17 protein-coding genes and 1 other RNA gene are annotated in these 15687 nt (G+C 56.8%); 3 read left to right on the top strand and 15 right to left on the bottom strand.

Annotation, left to right across the window (positions count from 1 at the left end; all coding sequences use genetic code 11):
- Position 1: 1 nt before the first annotated feature.
- The 6 genes from ACF8YQ_RS03510 to rsmI form a co-directional block, all read right to left on the bottom strand.
- Positions 2-1744: a peptidoglycan D,D-transpeptidase FtsI family protein gene (locus ACF8YQ_RS03510; RefSeq protein ID WP_396622599.1), complete on the bottom strand. Its 1743-nt coding sequence runs from the start codon at positions 1742-1744 to the stop codon at positions 2-4.
- Between the two features lie 30 nt (positions 1745-1774).
- Positions 1775-2179 (bottom strand): cell division protein FtsL, encoded by a 405-nt coding sequence (ftsL, locus tag ACF8YQ_RS03505; protein WP_014420629.1) that lies wholly within the window; start codon positions 2177-2179, stop codon positions 1775-1777.
- 26 nt (positions 2180-2205) lie between these two features.
- Entirely contained in the window at positions 2206-3165 is a 960-nt protein-coding gene (gene rsmH, locus ACF8YQ_RS03500; protein WP_396622598.1) for a 16S rRNA (cytosine(1402)-N(4))-methyltransferase RsmH, read from the bottom strand.
- Positions 3162-3614 carry a division/cell wall cluster transcriptional repressor MraZ gene (gene mraZ, locus ACF8YQ_RS03495; protein ID WP_011785920.1) on the bottom strand — a complete coding sequence of 151 codons (453 nt, stop codon included), beginning with the start codon at positions 3612-3614 and terminating at the stop codon, positions 3162-3164. Before mraZ ends, rsmH begins: the two co-directional genes overlap by 4 nt.
- A 310-nt stretch (positions 3615-3924) precedes the next feature.
- Positions 3925-4275: RNase P RNA component class A (rnpB, locus tag ACF8YQ_RS03490), an RNA gene on the bottom strand.
- A gap of 38 nt (positions 4276-4313) precedes the next feature.
- Positions 4314-5177 (bottom strand): 16S rRNA (cytidine(1402)-2'-O)-methyltransferase, encoded by an 864-nt coding sequence (gene rsmI, locus ACF8YQ_RS03485; RefSeq protein WP_396622597.1) that lies wholly within the window; start codon positions 5175-5177, stop codon positions 4314-4316.
- 144 nt (positions 5178-5321) lie between these two features.
- Here rsmI and ACF8YQ_RS03480 point away from each other — a divergent pair, with 144 nt between their 5' ends.
- Genes ACF8YQ_RS03480 through ACF8YQ_RS03470 form a run of 3 tightly spaced genes read left to right on the top strand, consistent with a single transcriptional unit; the run spans position 5322 to position 8153 of the window.
- Positions 5322-7175 carry a penicillin-binding protein activator gene (locus ACF8YQ_RS03480; protein WP_396622596.1) on the top strand — a complete coding sequence of 618 codons (1854 nt, stop codon included), beginning with the start codon at positions 5322-5324 and terminating at the stop codon, positions 7173-7175.
- Between the two features lie 6 nt (positions 7176-7181).
- Positions 7182-7553: a YraN family protein gene (locus ACF8YQ_RS03475; RefSeq protein ID WP_224851097.1), complete on the top strand. Its 372-nt coding sequence runs from the start codon at positions 7182-7184 to the stop codon at positions 7551-7553.
- A gap of 9 nt (positions 7554-7562) precedes the next feature.
- Positions 7563-8153: an SIS domain-containing protein gene (locus ACF8YQ_RS03470; protein ID WP_011785924.1), complete on the top strand. Its 591-nt coding sequence runs from the start codon at positions 7563-7565 to the stop codon at positions 8151-8153.
- A 29-nt stretch (positions 8154-8182) separates the two neighbouring features.
- Here the strand turns inward: ACF8YQ_RS03470 and ACF8YQ_RS03465 are convergent, their stop codons facing one another.
- The 9 genes from ACF8YQ_RS03465 to prfC all read right to left on the bottom strand — a co-directional run bounded on the left by ACF8YQ_RS03465 (position 8183) and on the right by prfC (position 15628).
- Entirely contained in the window at positions 8183-8599 is a 417-nt protein-coding gene (locus tag ACF8YQ_RS03465) for a ClpXP protease specificity-enhancing factor (RefSeq protein ID WP_022991991.1), read from the bottom strand.
- Positions 8600-8644: 45 nt separating this feature from the next.
- Entirely contained in the window at positions 8645-9274 is a 630-nt protein-coding gene (locus ACF8YQ_RS03460; protein ID WP_011785926.1) for a glutathione S-transferase N-terminal domain-containing protein, read from the bottom strand.
- A 103-nt stretch (positions 9275-9377) separates the two neighbouring features.
- Entirely contained in the window at positions 9378-10133 is a 756-nt protein-coding gene (locus ACF8YQ_RS03455; protein ID WP_396622595.1) for a cytochrome c1, read from the bottom strand.
- Positions 10133-11365 carry a cytochrome bc complex cytochrome b subunit gene (locus tag ACF8YQ_RS03450; RefSeq protein WP_236955958.1) on the bottom strand — a complete coding sequence of 411 codons (1233 nt, stop codon included), beginning with the start codon at positions 11363-11365 and terminating at the stop codon, positions 10133-10135. The genes ACF8YQ_RS03455 and ACF8YQ_RS03450 overlap by 1 nt, the downstream gene beginning before the upstream one ends.
- Positions 11365-11958, bottom strand: coding sequence for a ubiquinol-cytochrome c reductase iron-sulfur subunit (gene petA, locus ACF8YQ_RS03445; RefSeq protein ID WP_014420621.1), 594 nt, complete (start codon positions 11956-11958; stop codon positions 11365-11367). The genes ACF8YQ_RS03450 and petA overlap by 1 nt, the downstream gene beginning before the upstream one ends.
- Before the next feature lie 238 nt (positions 11959-12196).
- Positions 12197-12589 (bottom strand): 30S ribosomal protein S9, encoded by a 393-nt coding sequence (rpsI, locus tag ACF8YQ_RS03440; RefSeq protein WP_011785930.1) that lies wholly within the window; start codon positions 12587-12589, stop codon positions 12197-12199.
- Between the two features lie 12 nt (positions 12590-12601).
- Positions 12602-13030, bottom strand: coding sequence for a 50S ribosomal protein L13 (rplM, locus tag ACF8YQ_RS03435; protein ID WP_011785931.1), 429 nt, complete (start codon positions 13028-13030; stop codon positions 12602-12604).
- 202 nt (positions 13031-13232) lie between these two features.
- Complete coding sequence (locus ACF8YQ_RS03430) at positions 13233-14024, bottom strand: TatD family hydrolase (protein WP_226597647.1); 792 nt, start codon at positions 14022-14024, stop codon at positions 13233-13235.
- Positions 14025-14047: 23 nt separating this feature from the next.
- Positions 14048-15628, bottom strand: coding sequence for a peptide chain release factor 3 (gene prfC, locus ACF8YQ_RS03425; RefSeq protein ID WP_396622594.1), 1581 nt, complete (start codon positions 15626-15628; stop codon positions 14048-14050).
- Positions 15629-15687 lie beyond the last annotated feature (59 nt).

The following is a 15687-nucleotide window of genomic DNA, read 5'->3' as shown; positions in this document are numbered from 1 at the left end:
CTTACCCTCTCCCCCCGGAGGTCACTTGCGAAACGCGTGTTTCACTGACTTCCAGTTCAGGCTTCACATTCAGCAGTCGCAGCGCGTCACCCATCACCCGGGCGAATACCGGCGCGGCAACTTCTCCGCCGTAATATTCTCCGGCCTGCGGCGCATCCACGGCCACAACGGTTACAATTCTGGGGTCATCAATCGGTGCCATACCGGCAAAGATGGCCTTATATTGACTGTCTTCGTACCCGTTCGCTCCCACCAGGTGAACGGTCCCGGTTTTCCCTCCGGCCGCATACAGCCCGGGCTGGGCGCGCTTGCCAGTCCCACGGGCAACCGCCTGTTTGAGCATGTCCCGCACGGCCCGTGTCACCTGTTCAGACAGTACACGTTGCCCCTGCGGCCTCTGCTCCTGCCTCATCAGGCTGAGGGGGTAACGAATTCCACCATTGGCAATAACCATATACGCCTGTGCCAGTTGCAAGGCGTTAACGCTCATGCCGTAGCCATAAGACAAGGTGGACTCTTCTACCGGCCGCCATTTCGGGGGGGCCGGCAAAACACCAACGGCTTCCCCAGGGAAGCCGATACCAGTTGCCTGGCCGAGGCCCAGGCGGGCATAGAGGTTTCTCAGAGTATCGCCACCCAGATCCGTTGCGATGTTGCTCACCCCGACGTTGCTGGACTTGACAATAATCTCCGTCAGATCCAGCACCCCGTAATTGCGATGATCCCGAATGGTGAAGCGACCAAACCTCCGAAAGCCCGGGGAAGTATCAATGGTGCTGTTAACCGTGTATTGCCCGGACTCCAGAGCGGCCGCTATCGTCAGCGGCTTCATGGTTGAGCCGGGCTCGAACAGATCTGTAATCGCCTTGTTGCGCAGGTTTTCTGCGGCAAGCTGTGACCGGTCATTCGGGTTGTAGGAACCTTGATTGACCATGGCCAGCACCTCACCGGTGTCGACATCCAGCATCACCAGCGTACCGCCGCGAGCCTTGTGAGCACCGACCACCGCCTTGAGCTCCCGATAGGCCAGATACTGCAGCCGGAGATCAATACTCAGTTCCAGGTCCTTCCCGGGCCGGGCATCGCGGATAAGCATCAGATCTTTGATGACGCGCCCACGGTTATCCTTGAGCACCCGCTTCTGGCCCGGCTCACCGGTCAACCATTTGTTGTAGGCTAACTCGATACCTTCCTGGCCATGCTCGTCGATATCAGTAAATCCGACCACATGAGCGGTGACTTCTCCCGCGGGGTAATAACGACGATATTCCTGCCGGGCATAGATGCCACCGACACCTAGAGCCAGCGCTTCACGCGCCATTGAGGGCTGCACTTTGCGGCGCAGGTAAATAAATTCGCGGCCAGCATACTGGCGCAATCGCTCCCGCAACGCGCCCTCAGACAACCCAAGAATTCGGGCAAGAGCCGCCAGTTGCGGATCTTCGGGATCGGTTTCGGAAGGATTTGCCCACACGGTCTGAACGGGCGTACTGACGGCCAAAGGCTCGCCATGACGATCCGTCACCACGCCTCGATGGGCATCGATAGATTCAACGCGGATAGTTCTGACATCTCCCTGCTTGCGCAGGAAGTCATTATCCACCACATGAAGATCCACCAACCGCCATCCAATGCCGGCCACAACCAGCAGGAAAACGCCCAGCACAGAGCCGAAGCGCCAGGCTTTCAAGCCTGCCACCAGCCTCTGCTTCCAGCTGTTTGCGTGCGTTCCCTGACCGGACACTTCAGTTACCCCGGATGGTTATTGTTGGTTTTAGTTCGCTGCCAGCGGTGACATCAAAGGCACGAGTACAATGTCCTGCCGCCCGGGCACCACCATGTTGAAGCGCTCAGCAGCGAGTTTCTCGACCCGCCCGTGAGCGCTCAAAGCACTCTGCTCCAGCAACAGTTGACTCCACTCACGCTGATAGGCATCGCGCTGCTCCTGCAGACCCGACAACGTATTGAACAGCTCGCGGTTCTCATGGGCACTGACCACCACCCCTATGGACGACAGCGTCAGTACCGCCACCAACACCAGAGTAACCAGAACCCGACTTTCCCGTGTTGCATCAAACACCTGACGGGACAAACGAACGGCTGTCGCAACACCCTCGCGAACCCGCTGTTTGTTTATCCTGTTGGTTTTTACTGGTTGCTCAATCGCTACCGCGCCCATGGCGTCGCGCTCCCCTGCGTTTTCGATTAATTCGCTTTACGTTCAAGCACTCGCATGACCGCGCTGCGAGCCCTGACGTTTTCAGTAATTTCCTGCTCATTGGCCTTGCTGGCTTTGCCAATCAGCTGGAACCCGGATTCTTCCTGCTCCGCCGTGACCGGTATCCCCTTCGGCAGCTTTGGCCCCCGCGCCAGATCACGCATAAAGCGCTTGACCAGACGATCCTCAAGAGAGTGAAAGCTGATCACCACCAGGCGCCCACCGGGAGCCAGGCGATCAACTGCCGCGGCCAGACCGGCTTCCAGGTCCTCGAGCTCCCGGTTGATAAAAATCCGGATAGCCTGAAAAGCCCGGGTGGCGGGGTGCTTGTGCTTCTCTTTCTTCGGCACGGCCTCCGCAACCAACTCCGCCAGCTGCCGCGTGGTTTCAATCGGCTGCTCCTGACGCCGCTCCACGACAAGACGAGCGATACGGCGAGAAAACCGCTCCTCGCCGTATCGCCAGATCACATCTGCGATTTCCCGCTCATCAGCCTCGGCCAGCCACTGGGCAGCACTCGGCTCCTGCTGCGGGTTCATTCGCATATCCAATGGACCGTCCCGCATGAACGAAAAACCGCGGGAAGCATCATCCAGTTGTGGCGACGACACCCCCAGATCCATCAACATGCCATCAACCTGTGACCAACCCTGCCGTTCAAGCGCAAGATCCAGTTCGGCAAACGAGCCGTGGTACCACTGAAACCGGGAATCCTTAGATGCCAGCTCTCCGGCGACGGCAATAGCCTCCGGATCCTTATCAATGCCCAGGAGCTGACCATCCTGACCGAGCTTGCCGAGAATCAGACGACTATGACCGCCCCGGCCAAACGTGGCGTCGACATAACGGCCATTTTCATCTGTAACCAGATAGTCGACCGCTGCATCCAGCAGTACCGAGCGATGCTGATAGCCTTCATTGGCCCGATCGTCCTGGCGTGCGGTCATAGCGAAAGCGCCTCCATTTCCGGCGGCATTTCCTCGTCGGCTGCGGAGGCATCAAGGTAAGCATTCCAGCTTTCCTCACTCCACAGCTCATACTTCTTGCCAAGCCCGACCAACATCAGCCGTTTTTCAAGATTGGCGTGATTTCTGAGGGTCTGCGGTACCAGAATCCGGCCGGACGCATCCAGCTCCATGAGGGCAGCGTTACCCAGAATGAGGCGCTGCAGGCGCTTGGCCGCCTTGTTCATGTTGGGCAGCGCCTCGATTTTCGGGCGCAGCACTTCCCATTCCGGCTCGGGGTAGAGCAACAAGCACTTCTCCTCATCGGCGTTGGCTGTCAATACAATACGGCCACCGCAAAGCTGCGCGAGCTCTTCACGCACCTTTGTCGGGATCGCCAGGCGACCCTTCGCGTCCATATTGATGGCATGACTGCCAAGAAAATTGCTCATTAACGTCTAGTCCGAGGCTTTCATTTCCACAAAATTCCACCAAAAACCACTTTTTCCCACTCCCGCACACTATAGAAACACGCAAATAACAATGCAAGCGCCGCGACAGGCACCACACACAGGAAAGTTCCTTTAACGACAAGAGGTTACAAAGCAGAAACGGAACGAAGCGTTAAAAAGACGTAAAGAAAAGGATAAAAAACAAATACCTGCAGACACCTTTAGATAGCCAACTTCAGGTTTAAGATTTTTTGGCTATAAAAGGTAACTTGTGAGAAGGATGCAGATCACATCCGAATAATCAGGAAAAGAGGCGAGCTCGCCGATAAGCCGGGTTCTGTCTTGGACAGTCATTCATCTAGGGTCTGCGTCACCACAGACCTCAAGCAACCTACCCGAATCCAGCGCGGGCCACGCCATTGGATTCCTATTTGGTCTTGCTCCAGGTGGGGTTTACCATCGCCGTGGACTGTTACCAGCCACGCGGTGCGCTCTTACCGCACCATTTCAACCTTACCGGCGCCCGAAAGCGCTTAGGCGGTATACTTTCTGTTGCACTTTCCGTCGGCTCACGCCGCCCAGGCGTTACCTGGCACCTTGCCCTGCGGAGCCCGGACTTTCCTCCCCCGGATCAACCGGCGGCGACTGTCTGGCGAGCTCGGCGCTGACAATACCCGCGTGCGGGCAGGCATGCAAGGCTTAATCGCCCTTTAGCTGCAGCGCTCGCTGATACAGTTCATTTTTTCCGATGCCGCTGACTTCCGCGACGATTTTCGCTGCCTTTTTGACCGGCATCTCTGCAACAAGCAGCTTTAACAGCTTATCGGCATCCAGATCGAGCGACGAACCGGCCACGACATCGTTACCCCGGACCATCACCACGAATTCGCCCCGACTGCCATGCGGGTCGGCCTCCAACTCCGACAATACCTCTTTAACCGTCCCAGTGTAGAAAGTCTCAAAGGTTTTGGTCAGCTCGCGACCGAGCACACACTCCCGACCATCGCCAAACTCATCAACCAGATCCTGCATCAGGTCCAGAATTCGATGGGGGGATTCGTAGAACACCAGAGTGGCAGTCTGTTCACGCAATTCCACGAGCGCTGAACGTCTACCCGCCCGCTTGGCCGGCAAAAAACCTGCGAAAAGAAAACGATCCGTCGGCAAACCTGCCGCCGACAATGCCGCAACCAGCGCACACGGACCGGGGATAGGGGAAACCGGAAAGCCCGCCTTTCTGGCTTCACGTACCAGGATGTACCCGGGATCGGAGATCAACGGGGTGCCGGCATCGGAAATCAGCGCCACTTGCTGCCCTTCAGCAAGGGCAGAGAGGATTCTGCCAACGCGATCCCTCTCATTATGATCGTGTAGCGCCAGCAAAGGCTTGCTCAGGCCCAGGTGCTGTAACAGGCGCGAGCTGTGACGGGTGTCCTCCGCAGCGACCAGATCCACCGCAGCGAGCACCTGCCGGGCACGATCAGAAAGATCGGCCAGATTACCGATGGGCGTGGCAACAATTGAAAGCCGACCACCGACAACGCTTGCTACAGAACTGGACATAATAAACTCCACTGAAGTGAACCGCGGCGCCGCTATTTCCGGCCCATGACTGTCCCGTCATGTGAAATGCGCCGGGAGCTGGTAAACTTGCCAGCTAAAACGCGGCACCACAAGCCCAACGATTCAGAGAGTACCGAGCCCGCCATGACAAATCGCTTCCGTCACAGCCCAATTCTGGCCCTGATCACCCTCGTTCTGTTCTATCTGGGCGGCTGCGCCACCGTCAATCTCGATGAACATATGGCACAAAGCCCGGAGCAGGCACTGTCACTGGCCAGCGATGAACGTGATCCGGTGGTTGGCCAACGCTATCTATTGAGGGTGGCCAGCCGATTCCAGGATCAAGGCCGCCACGAAGATGCCCGAGTCATTCTCCAGGCCCCCGCTCTGGAAAATGCTCCGGAGGACATCGCCAGACAACGCTTACTATTGTCCATGGCCAGTGCCAGCGAGTTACAGGACGGCCAATGGGCTGAGCAACTCGCCACAGATAGCACCCCAGAAAGCTTTCTTGCCTACCCCGCGGAGTTAATGTCCCGGGCAGCCATGCTGCAGGCCCGGACCTATGAGCTGGCCGGACAACCTTTGGACGGGGCACTGACGTTGATCCTGCTCAGTCAGACCGACTCCAGCACTTCCCCGCAGGAGGTGCATAATCGCATTTGGCAATTGCTCAAGCCCATCAATCGCTCAACCCTGCAATCCGCCTCCAACAACGCCCTCGGATTCGAGGTTCAAGGATGGCTTGAGCTCGCTCTGCGCCTTCGCACCAAGGGGGCCAGCCTGGATGATCAGGGGCGCCTGATCCGGCAATGGCAGAATAACTGGCCCGGACACCCCGCAGCACAGGTGCTCCCCATGGATCTCGCCCTGCTGGCTGAACTTGCGGCAAGGCGGCCGGAGAAACTGGCATTGGTGGTTCCGCTTCAAGGTGCCCTCGCCAGCGCCGGCAAAGCGATTCGCGACGGTTTCCTGGCCGCCTATTATCAAGATGAGACCACGGACCGCAGTAAAACCGATATTCGGGTCATCGACACCTCCACCGGCTCTTTTTCCGAGCTCTACGAGGAACTCTCCAATAGCGACATTGATTTGATTGTTGGCCCGCTGGACAAGGAAGCACTGTCCCAGCTCGCTAACATGAACACGCTGCCGATTCCGGCACTGGGCCTGAACTACCTTGGCCCGGATGCCCGTATCCCGGACGGCCTTTATCAGTTCGGGCTATCTGCCGAAGACGAGGCGCGACAGATCGCCGACAGACTCGATGCCGAGAACATCGAACAGGTTCTCGTACTGATTCCCCACGGCGAATGGGGAGACCGGGTTGAAGCCGCCCTGCGGGCGAGGATGGACCAGCTCGGGTTGCGAGCGCTCGACATCGAACGCTTTTTCCCGGAAGACAACCTTCGCTCGGTGACAGCTGACCTGCTGGGCATCACTGCATCCCGCCAGCGGGCCATTCAGGTGGAGCGAACAATTGGCCTGAATGTGGAATTTGAACCTCGCCGCCGTCAGGATGCCGAAGGCATCGTGCTGGTTGCCGCACCCACGGTTGCCCGCCAGTTCAAGCCGCTGTTCGCCTTCTACTATGGCGGTGATCTGCCGGTATACTCACCTTCCATCGTGTACGAGGGTACGCCGAATCCGGGCCGGGACCGAGATATTGACAGGGTCTTCTTTACGGACATCCCCTGGGTATTGGCCGAGACGAATCCCCTGCGGGAAGAATCGCGCCAGTATCTGAGTGGCACCACCGGGCAACTGGGGCGCCTTTTCGCCATGGGCGCCGACGCCTGGCAACTGAGCAAGCGCTTGCCGCTTCTACGCCAGGTTGAAGATGCCGCCATTGAAGGGCAAACCGGCATTCTGACCATGGATCCTGACGGCAGCATTCATCGCGAACAACGCTGGGCACAATTCCAGGGGGGAACACCCAAACTGCTTTCTCCGACGGTTCCCCGGGAAAGTGAACCCACCCCGACTGCAAACAACTGATAACCGATGGCCAGGGAAGGCTCCAGAAAACTCGGACAGCATTACGAAGGTGTCGCCGCGCGGTATCTGGAAAGCAGAGGCATCCGGATTATTGAGCGGAACGTGCACAATCGTGGCGGCGAGATCGATCTTATTGGAATGGATGCCGAAGCACTGGTGTTCTTTGAAGTTCGCTTCCGCGCTGATGGTGCGCTGGTGGATCCGATAAGCTCGGTGTCCGCGGTGAAGCAGCAGCGCCTGGTGCGTGCAGCCTCATTCTACCTGCACCGCCACGGGCTCTGGGACCGGGTCAGCCGGATCGATGTTATCGGCATCACACCAGGCCACTCCAGCAAGTACCGTATACAATGGATCAAAAACGCAATTCAGGCAAACTGACCAAAAACCATGACCGACACCGAACAGAGAATCAATCAGTGGTTCGCCAGCCATATGGAGCACACAGCACAGGCGGCAAGCACCGCTGGTCCCGCCATTGAGCAGGTAGCGCAGGCATTTGTTGACGCCCTGCTCCAGGATGGCAAGATCATTACCTGCGCCAATGGCAACGCCAACGTACTGGCCCAGTATTTCTGCACGGCATTATTGTCCCGCTTTGACCAGGACCGCCCCGCACTACCGGCAATCAACCTTGGGGCGGACGCCACCACTTATTCCGCTATCTGCCGTGACAATCGATTCAACGACACCTTCTCTCGTCAGGTCAGAGCCATTGGCAAGCCCGGCGACCTTCTGTTTGTGATCGTGGATGACGGCCACAAGGCAAACCTGATCCAGGCCATCCAGGCTGCCCACGACCGGGAAATGAGGATTGTGGTGCTGAGCGCCAGGGAAAAGTCCGACATCACTTCCCTGATGCACCCGGAAGACCATGAAATTGCTCTGAACGATTTGCCGCCAAGCGAGGCCACGCCCTTACTGCTGGTCATCATCAACGCCTTCTGCGACCTGATTGACCACAAGCTTTTCGGAGGCTAATAAAAAAGCCGGCATCGCCGGCTTTTTTATTACTTGACCACTTTCAGGGTTGGCCTGCCATTCGGGCGGTCTTCCGCTCGCCGTGACGACTTGGGCTCACCTCCACCCTCCGGATCGGGAGAGCCAGGCTCACTGCCAAACACCATGCCCTCGCCGTTCTCCTTGGCATAGATGGCCATAACCGCTTGCAACGGTATGAAAACCTGCATCGGCACACCACCGAAACGAGCGCTGAATTCCAGCGCACCATTGCCAATCACCAGTCCGCGCACAGCGCCGGGGCTGATATTGAGCACAATCTGGCCGTTGGCAACGTGCTCAGTAGGCACCTGAACACCCTGAATGCCGGCATCCACCACGATATACGGGGTACAGTCGTTATCGAGGATCCATTCATTCAACGCACGGACCAGATAGGGACGACTGGATGTCATGGCGATAGTCATGTCAGACACTGCTTAACTCCTGCCCTGAAATACGGGCGCTGACAATCAGCTGCGAATATCTTCTTCCAGATCCGAAAGGCTTGCCTTGAAGCCTTCTCTGGCAAAGATGCTCTCCATGTACTTCTGCAAAGGCTTGGCCTGCTTTTCATTCAGCTCAATACCCAGAGCCGGCAAACGCCACAGGATCGGCGCAATACAGCAGTCCACGATGGTGAACTCTTCCGACAGGAAGAACGGCATTTCGGCAAACAGAGGCGCTGTAGCCAGAAGGCTTTCCTTGAGCTCCTTGCGAGCTGCATCGCTGGCCTTGGCACCTGGTTGCGCCAGAATCTGATCAACCAGTCCGCACCAGTCTTTCTGGATGCGGTGAATCATCAGGCGGCTGTTAGCCCGGGCAACGGGGTATACCGGCAGCAGCGGCGGATGAGGAAAACGCTCATCCAGATACTCCATCATGATATTGGGCTCGTACAGAACCAGGTCCCGGTCTACCAGGGTTGGCAGGGCGTTGTACGGATTCATATCCGCCAGTTCCGCCGGCGGGTTGTCCGGATCCACATCCACGATATCAACAGTGACACCTTTCTCAGCCAGGACAATACGCACCCGATGACTGTAGTGGCTTGCGGGATCCGAGAAAAAAGTCATTGATGACCGCTTGGTCACAACGCCCATATAGCTACCTCACGATTCTAAAAATCGAAACAATGCAAACGCAAAAATCCAGCGAGCCTTAAAGACTCGCTGGAATCAAGGACACGGGATTATACCCTAAATCTTAGTGTACGTCTTTCCAGTACTCGCGGTTGAGCAGGTACGCGAAGACAAAGAAGATCGCCACAAAGATCAGCACGAAGATACCGAGACGCTCGCGCTCCACCTTGACCGGGTCGCCCATGTAGGACATGAAGTTGGTCAGATCCCACATGGCCTGATCAAACTCCGCACCGGACATCGAGCCTTCCGTTGCGTAATCCGGGCAAGCGTCTGCGTTATTGACGTTACCGCTCAACGGCTCGACAGACGCCCCGACACCAATGTTCGGCTTCACGGCGCACAGGCCCTGCATCTCGACCAGAATGTGAGGCATACCAACGTTATCGAACACCACGTTGTTTACGCCCAGTGGCCGGGAATCGTCCTTGTAGAAGCCCCGCAGGTATGAATATACCCAGGACTCACCACGCAGACGGGTTTCCAGCGTAAGATCGGGTGGCGGCGCACCGAACCAGCCGGCGGCCATATCCTTGTTCATGGAGTTCTTCATGAGCTCACCGATCTTGGCACCAGTAAAGATCAGGTTTTCCTCGTAAAGCTCGACAGGGATCTCCAGATCATCCGAAACACGCTTGTAGCGAGCATGCTCCATGGAGTGACACCCCATGCAGTAGTTGGTAAACAAGGCAGCACCTCGCTGCAGCGACGCCTTGTCCGTATGATCCGGCTCCATATGATCAAGAGGAACCGCGGCACCAGCCGCCAGGCCAAGCGCTGGCAGGAGTGCGATGAAAAGACCAACAATCAGCTTTTTCATTATCCTGTCACCCTCTCTGGAACTGGCTTGGTGTTCTCCATGCGCGTGTAGAACGGCATCAGAATGAAGTAGAGGAAGTACAACACTGTCAGAATCTGAGCGACAGTCGTGCGACCTTCTGTTGCGGGAACCAGTCCAAGGTAGCCAAGGATTACGAAGCTCACCGCAAAGATTGCCAGGGCAATCTTGCTCAACCAGCCCTTGTAGCGGATGGAGCGGACAGGACTTCTGTCAAGCCACGGCAACACGAACAGAATCGCAATCGCACCACCCATGACCACAACACCCCAGAACTTCGCCGGCAGCCCCATAAAGTCTACCGTCACCGCCCGCAACATCGCGTAAAACGGCGTGAAGTACCAGACAGGCGCAATGTGCGCTGGTGTCTTCAGGGCGTTGGCCGGTTCAAAGTTCGGTTTTTCCAGGAACAGGCCGCCCATCTCCGGGAAGAAGAAGACAACGATGAAGAAGATGAAGAAGAACACACCCACGCCCAGCAGGTCGTGAACGGTGTAATACGGGTGGAACGGAATACCGTCTTTCGGAATACCGTTTTCATCCTTGTTCTTCTTGATTTCGATGCCGTCGGGGTTGTTAGAACCCACTTCGTGCAGCGCCAGGATGTGAAGAACAACCAGACCCAGCAGAACGATTGGCAGAGCAACCACGTGCAGGGCAAAGAAACGGTTCAGGGTGATACCGGAGATCAGATAGTCACCACGAATCCACAGAGACAGATCTTCACCGATGACCGGAATCGCACCAAACAGGTTAACGATTACCTGGGCACCCCAGTATGACATCTGGCCCCAGGGCAGCAGGTAGCCCATGAAGGCTTCTGCCATCAGCACCAGGTAGATCAGCATACCGAAAATCCAGATCAATTCCCGCGGCTTCTGGTAGGAACCGTACATGAGACCACGGAACATGTGCAGATACACCACCACGAAGAACGCAGATGCGCCGGTCGAGTGCAGGTATCGCAGCAGCCAACCCCACTCCACATCACGCATGATGTATTCCACCGAGGCAAACGCCCCCTCGGCAGACGGGTTGTAGCTCATAGTCAGCCAGATACCGGTCACTAGCTGGTTGACCAGCACCAGCATTGCCAGTGAACCGAAGAAATACCAGACGTTAAAGTTCTTCGGCGCGTAATACTTGGCCAGGTGCTTGTTCCAGGCCTCAACGATTGGCAGACGCTCGTCTACCCAGTTAATCAGCTTTTGCATCACGCGGCCTCCGGATCAAGACCAATGGTCATGGTCACATCATCGTCAAACCGGTACGGCGGAACCTCAAGGTTCAGCGGCGCGGGTTGAGCCTCATAAACCCGACCGGCCATGTCATAGCGGGAACCGTGACACGGGCAGAACAACCCACCAAGCCAGTTTTCACCCAGATCAGCCGGCGCAACCTCTGGCCGGTAGGAGGGCACGCAGCCCAGATGGGTACAGAGCCCCACATAGACACCGAACTCTGGCTTGATCGCGCGCAAGGGCCCCTGGATATACGAAGGCTGCTGAGGCGCCTCCGACATCGGGTCCTTCACTGCGTCATTGAGCTTCTCGATATTCGCCAGCATTTCTTCCGTTCTGCGGATAATCCAAACAGGCTTACCTCGCCACTCAACGGTGATTTGCTGACCCGGTTCGATTTTGCTGATATTGACGGTTACCGGTGCACCGGCCGCTTCCGCTTTCGCACTGGGGTTCCAGGACGCTACGAAAGGAACGGCTGCACCGACGACGCCGACACCACCTACCACGGACGTAGCACCGATCAGAAACCGGCGCCGGCCTTGGCTCACGTCGCCATTACTCATTATGGTTTTCTCCCATCAGGCGAGGCACAGACGCGGAAAAACCGGCACTGCGCTTCGAAAAGGACTTCACAACCCAAAAATATAAGCGCTGAAATGGTAATGAAATTACCCACCGCTTACAAGCCGGAAAGGTCGGCAGGCGAGCCTATCCCTGCGCCAGATCAAAAATATTTCCGGAGTACAGATATAAAAAAACCCGGCCACAAGACCGGGTTATTCCAAATCGACTGAACGCCGATTAACGCTTGGAGTACTGCGGACGCTTACGCGCTTTGCGCAGACCCACTTTCTTACGCTCAACCTTACGGGCATCACGGGTTACGTAACCCGCTTTGCGCAGTGCCGGGCGCAGAGTTTCGTCGTAGTCCATCAGAGCGCGAGTCAGACCGTGGCGAATTGCGCCGGCCTGGCCACTGATGCCGCCACCCTTTACGGTAATGGCGATATCGAAACGATCTTCGGACTCGGCAACCACCAGCGGCTGACGAACAATCATGCGCAGGGTTTCACGACCGAAGAAATCTTCGATGGTGCGACCGTTGATGGAGATGTTACCGCTACCCGGCTTGATAAAGACGCGAGCCGTGGATGATTTGCGGCGACCAGTACCGTAATTTTGTGCTACAGACATATTCGCCTTCCGTTAGATGTCGAGTTCTTTGGGCTGCTGGGCGGCATGAGCATGCTCAGCGCCTGCGTACACTTTCAGCTTCTTGAACATGGCGCGGCCAAGCGGGCCTTTCGGAAGCATGCCTTTTACGGCCTTCTGAATGACTTGCTCGGGAGCCTTGTCAACCAGCTTCTCGAAATTGATGGATTTGATTCCACCCGGAAAGCCGGTATGGCTGTAATACATTTTAGCCGATGCCTTTTTGCCGGTAACCTTCACCTGGCTGGCATTGATAACAATGATGTAGTCGCCAGTGTCCACGTGAGGGGTATACTCAGGCTTATGCTTGCCCCGCAGACGAAGGGCGATTTCGGTTGACAGACGACCCAGCGTCTTGCCGGCTGCGTCTACAACGTACCAGTCACGTTTTACTGTTTCTGGTTTCGCACTCAGAGTCTTCATTGATTCCGCCTTGAACGCTATATAAGAAACGTTAAAAACCACCACCGGTACATGCAAGGCATCCGGAGGAGGTTCATACCTGTATGTTGCGCTGCCATCATTCGGGGCTGAGATAATGACATCGCCTTGAAAAGCCAGGGCGCGAAGTATACTCGAACCCCTGGTGAATGCCAACCCCGACCTATGCTGTTTCGTTAATCCCCTATGCGCGTGGAACCAGAGTTAGCGGATCTTTCCGGTAGAGCTTCGCGGTATTGGCCAACAGTATTTCAGCCAGCGACTCCCGGGGCTCACTCCGCAGTTCCGCCAGGGCCTCAAAAATCTCCGGCAAGTGGATAGGCGAGTTCTGCCCTTTCGCCACTCCGGCCGGCGCCATATCCGGCGCATCGGTTTCCAGAACCAGCGCATCCGCCGGCAACCGGGCAATGGTATCCCGGGTTTTCCGGGCCCGGTCTTGGGTAATCACTCCGCCCACGCCAATGTAACAACCCAGATCAATCAGCTTTTGTGCCTGCTGATAGCTGCCCGAGAAACCGTGAACCAATGCCCGCCCATTCCAGCCGGCTCGCTTCAGCGCACTGTGCACCAGGTCATGGCTCTTGACGGAGTGAATCACCAGCGCCAGACCGAGCCGTTTGGCAATATCAATCTGGGCTTCGAACCAGGGTTCCTGCTCAGACAGATCACCTTTGATGGCATCCAGCCCACACTCCCCGAGTCCGACACAGGCGTCGGGCGCGGAAGACAGAAACCTTTCAAGCTCGGCCAGATCGTCAGCATCGTGCTCCTGGATAAACCAGGGGTGAATACCCAGACAGTACCAGAGCCCCCTCTCTGCATCTGCCGTGCTCGCCACACGCTGCCAGTCCGGCCGCCGGACCCCCGGAATCACGATCGCGCGAACCCCAAGGCTGGCCGCCTGCGCCAACACCGTCTCCCGATGCCCGTCAAAAAACGGGAAATCAAAATGGCAATGGGCGTCTACCAGCTGCATGGCGACCTCCTCCCGGAATCGAATCAGTGCTCCCGGGTCTTGTGAAACTGGATATCCGGATAACGCTCCTGAGCGAGATTCAGGTTCACCATGGTCGGCGCGATGTACGCAAGACGATCTGCACCATCCAGTGCCACGTTGTCCTGATTCTTGCGCTGGAATTCGTCCAGTTTACGCTCATCGGAACAGGTTACCCAGCGAGCGGTTGCCACGTTGATGGGCTCGTAAACCGCTTCCACCTTGTATTCACTTTTCAGGCGCGCGACAACCACATCGAACTGCAGCACACCCACCGCCCCGACAATCAGGTCGTTGTTTTTCAGGGGACGGAAGACCTGAACCGCGCCCTCCTCGGAGAGCTGGATCAGGCCCTTCTGCAATTGCTTGGCTTTGAGCGGATCTTTCAATCGAATGCGCCGGAACAGCTCAGGGGCGAAGTTGGGGATACCGGTAAACTTCATGTCTTCGCCCGCAGTAAAGGTATCGCCCAACTGAATGGTGCCGTGGTTATGCAGGCCGATAATGTCGCCGGCAAAAGCCTCTTCCGCATGTTCACGGTCACCGGCCATGAAGGTGAGCGCATCGGAGAACCGAACGTCCTTGCCGATACGCACGTGGCGGGCCTTCATGCCTTGATTGTAACTGCCAGACACGATCCTCAGGAAAGCGATACGGTCCCGGTGCTGTGGATCCATGTTTGCCTGAATCTTGAAGACAAAGCCGGAAAAACCATCCTCGGTCGGGGTCACTTGACGCACGTCCGTCGCCCGGGGTTGAGGGGCCGGAGCCCAATCCACCAGACCATCAAGCATGTGATCAACACCGAAGTTGCCAAGCGCTGTGCCGAAAAACACCGGGGTCAGCTCACCAGCCAGGAAAGCCTCCTGGTCAAATTCGTGGGAAGCCCCTTTGACCAACTCGATCTCATCGCGAAGGTCGGAAGCGTAATTGCCGATGGCCTCATCCAGCTCCGGATTATCCAAACCTTTAACGACACGCTTTTCCTGAATGGTATGGCCCTGGCCTGACTGATAGAGAATCACTTCGTCCCGCAGCAGGTGGTAGACACCCTTGAAACTCTTGCCCATGCCGATGGGCCAGGTAATCGGCGCACAGGCAATCTTCAGTACATCCTCCACTTCATCCATCAATTCGATGGGATCCCGGGTATCCCGGTCCAGCTTGTTCATGAAGGTAAGGATTGGGGTATCACGAAGGCGAGTAACTTCCATCAGCTTGATGGTGCGTTCCTCAACCCCCTTGGCACTGTCAATCACCATCAGGCAGGAGTCGACGGCGGTCAGCGTCCGGTAGGTATCCTCGGAGAAATCCTCGTGACCCGGTGTATCCAGCAGGTTGACCAGTTTTCCTCCATAGGGAAATTGCATCACCGACGTGGTTACGGAAATGCCCCTCTCTTTTTCCATCTCCATCCAGTCAGACTTGGCGTGCTGTCCGGACTTTTTGCCCTTGACGGTTCCCGCCTTCTGCAGGGCCTGGCCGAACAACAGCACTTTCTCTGTGATGGTGGTCTTACCGGCATCCGGGTGCGAGATGATCGCAAAGGTGCGGCGCTTGGCCACTTCCTGGGAAAGGTTAGGCATAAACTCTGGTGACCTGAATCAAGATGGATGAAAGCCGTGCATTATACGGCCTATACCGT

This window comes from Marinobacter sp. W-8 (genome assembly GCF_044342215.1).
Taxonomy (GTDB): Bacteria; Pseudomonadota; Gammaproteobacteria; order Pseudomonadales; family Oleiphilaceae; genus Marinobacter; species Marinobacter nauticus.
Note: the sequence above shows the minus strand (reverse complement) of the source record. Positions and strands in the feature narration are given on the sequence as shown.

Excerpts from the sequence above, each read along its gene's own strand:
- petA (WP_014420621.1), bottom strand. The coding sequence starts at position 11,958 with ATGAGTAATGGCGACGTGAGCCAAGGCCGGCGCCGGTTTCTGATCGGT.
- ftsL (WP_014420629.1), bottom strand. The coding sequence starts at position 2,179 with ATGGGCGCGGTAGCGATTGAGCAACCAGTAAAAACCAACAGGATAAAC.
- mraZ (WP_011785920.1), bottom strand. The coding sequence starts at position 3,614 with ATGAGCAATTTTCTTGGCAGTCATGCCATCAATATGGACGCGAAGGGT.
- ACF8YQ_RS03465 (WP_022991991.1), bottom strand. The coding sequence starts at position 8,599 with ATGACTATCGCCATGACATCCAGTCGTCCCTATCTGGTCCGTGCGTTG.
- ACF8YQ_RS03460 (WP_011785926.1), bottom strand. The coding sequence starts at position 9,274 with ATGGGCGTTGTGACCAAGCGGTCATCAATGACTTTTTTCTCGGATCCC.
- ACF8YQ_RS03475 (WP_224851097.1), top strand. The coding sequence starts at position 7,182 with ATGGCCAGGGAAGGCTCCAGAAAACTCGGACAGCATTACGAAGGTGTC.
- ACF8YQ_RS03430 (WP_226597647.1), bottom strand. The coding sequence starts at position 14,024 with ATGCAGCTGGTAGACGCCCATTGCCATTTTGATTTCCCGTTTTTTGAC.
- ACF8YQ_RS03450 (WP_236955958.1), bottom strand. The coding sequence starts at position 11,365 with ATGCAAAAGCTGATTAACTGGGTAGACGAGCGTCTGCCAATCGTTGAG.
- ACF8YQ_RS03455 (WP_396622595.1), bottom strand. The coding sequence starts at position 10,133 with ATGAAAAAGCTGATTGTTGGTCTTTTCATCGCACTCCTGCCAGCGCTT.
- rsmH (WP_396622598.1), bottom strand. The coding sequence starts at position 3,165 with ATGACCGCACGCCAGGACGATCGGGCCAATGAAGGCTATCAGCATCGC.
- rplM (WP_011785931.1), bottom strand. The coding sequence starts at position 13,030 with ATGAAGACTCTGAGTGCGAAACCAGAAACAGTAAAACGTGACTGGTAC.
- ACF8YQ_RS03480 (WP_396622596.1), top strand. The coding sequence starts at position 5,322 with ATGACAAATCGCTTCCGTCACAGCCCAATTCTGGCCCTGATCACCCTC.
- rpsI (WP_011785930.1), bottom strand. The coding sequence starts at position 12,589 with ATGTCTGTAGCACAAAATTACGGTACTGGTCGCCGCAAATCATCCACG.
- prfC (WP_396622594.1), bottom strand. The coding sequence starts at position 15,628 with ATGCCTAACCTTTCCCAGGAAGTGGCCAAGCGCCGCACCTTTGCGATC.
- rsmI (WP_396622597.1), bottom strand. The coding sequence starts at position 5,177 with ATGTCCAGTTCTGTAGCAAGCGTTGTCGGTGGTCGGCTTTCAATTGTT.
- ACF8YQ_RS03470 (WP_011785924.1), top strand. The coding sequence starts at position 7,563 with ATGACCGACACCGAACAGAGAATCAATCAGTGGTTCGCCAGCCATATG.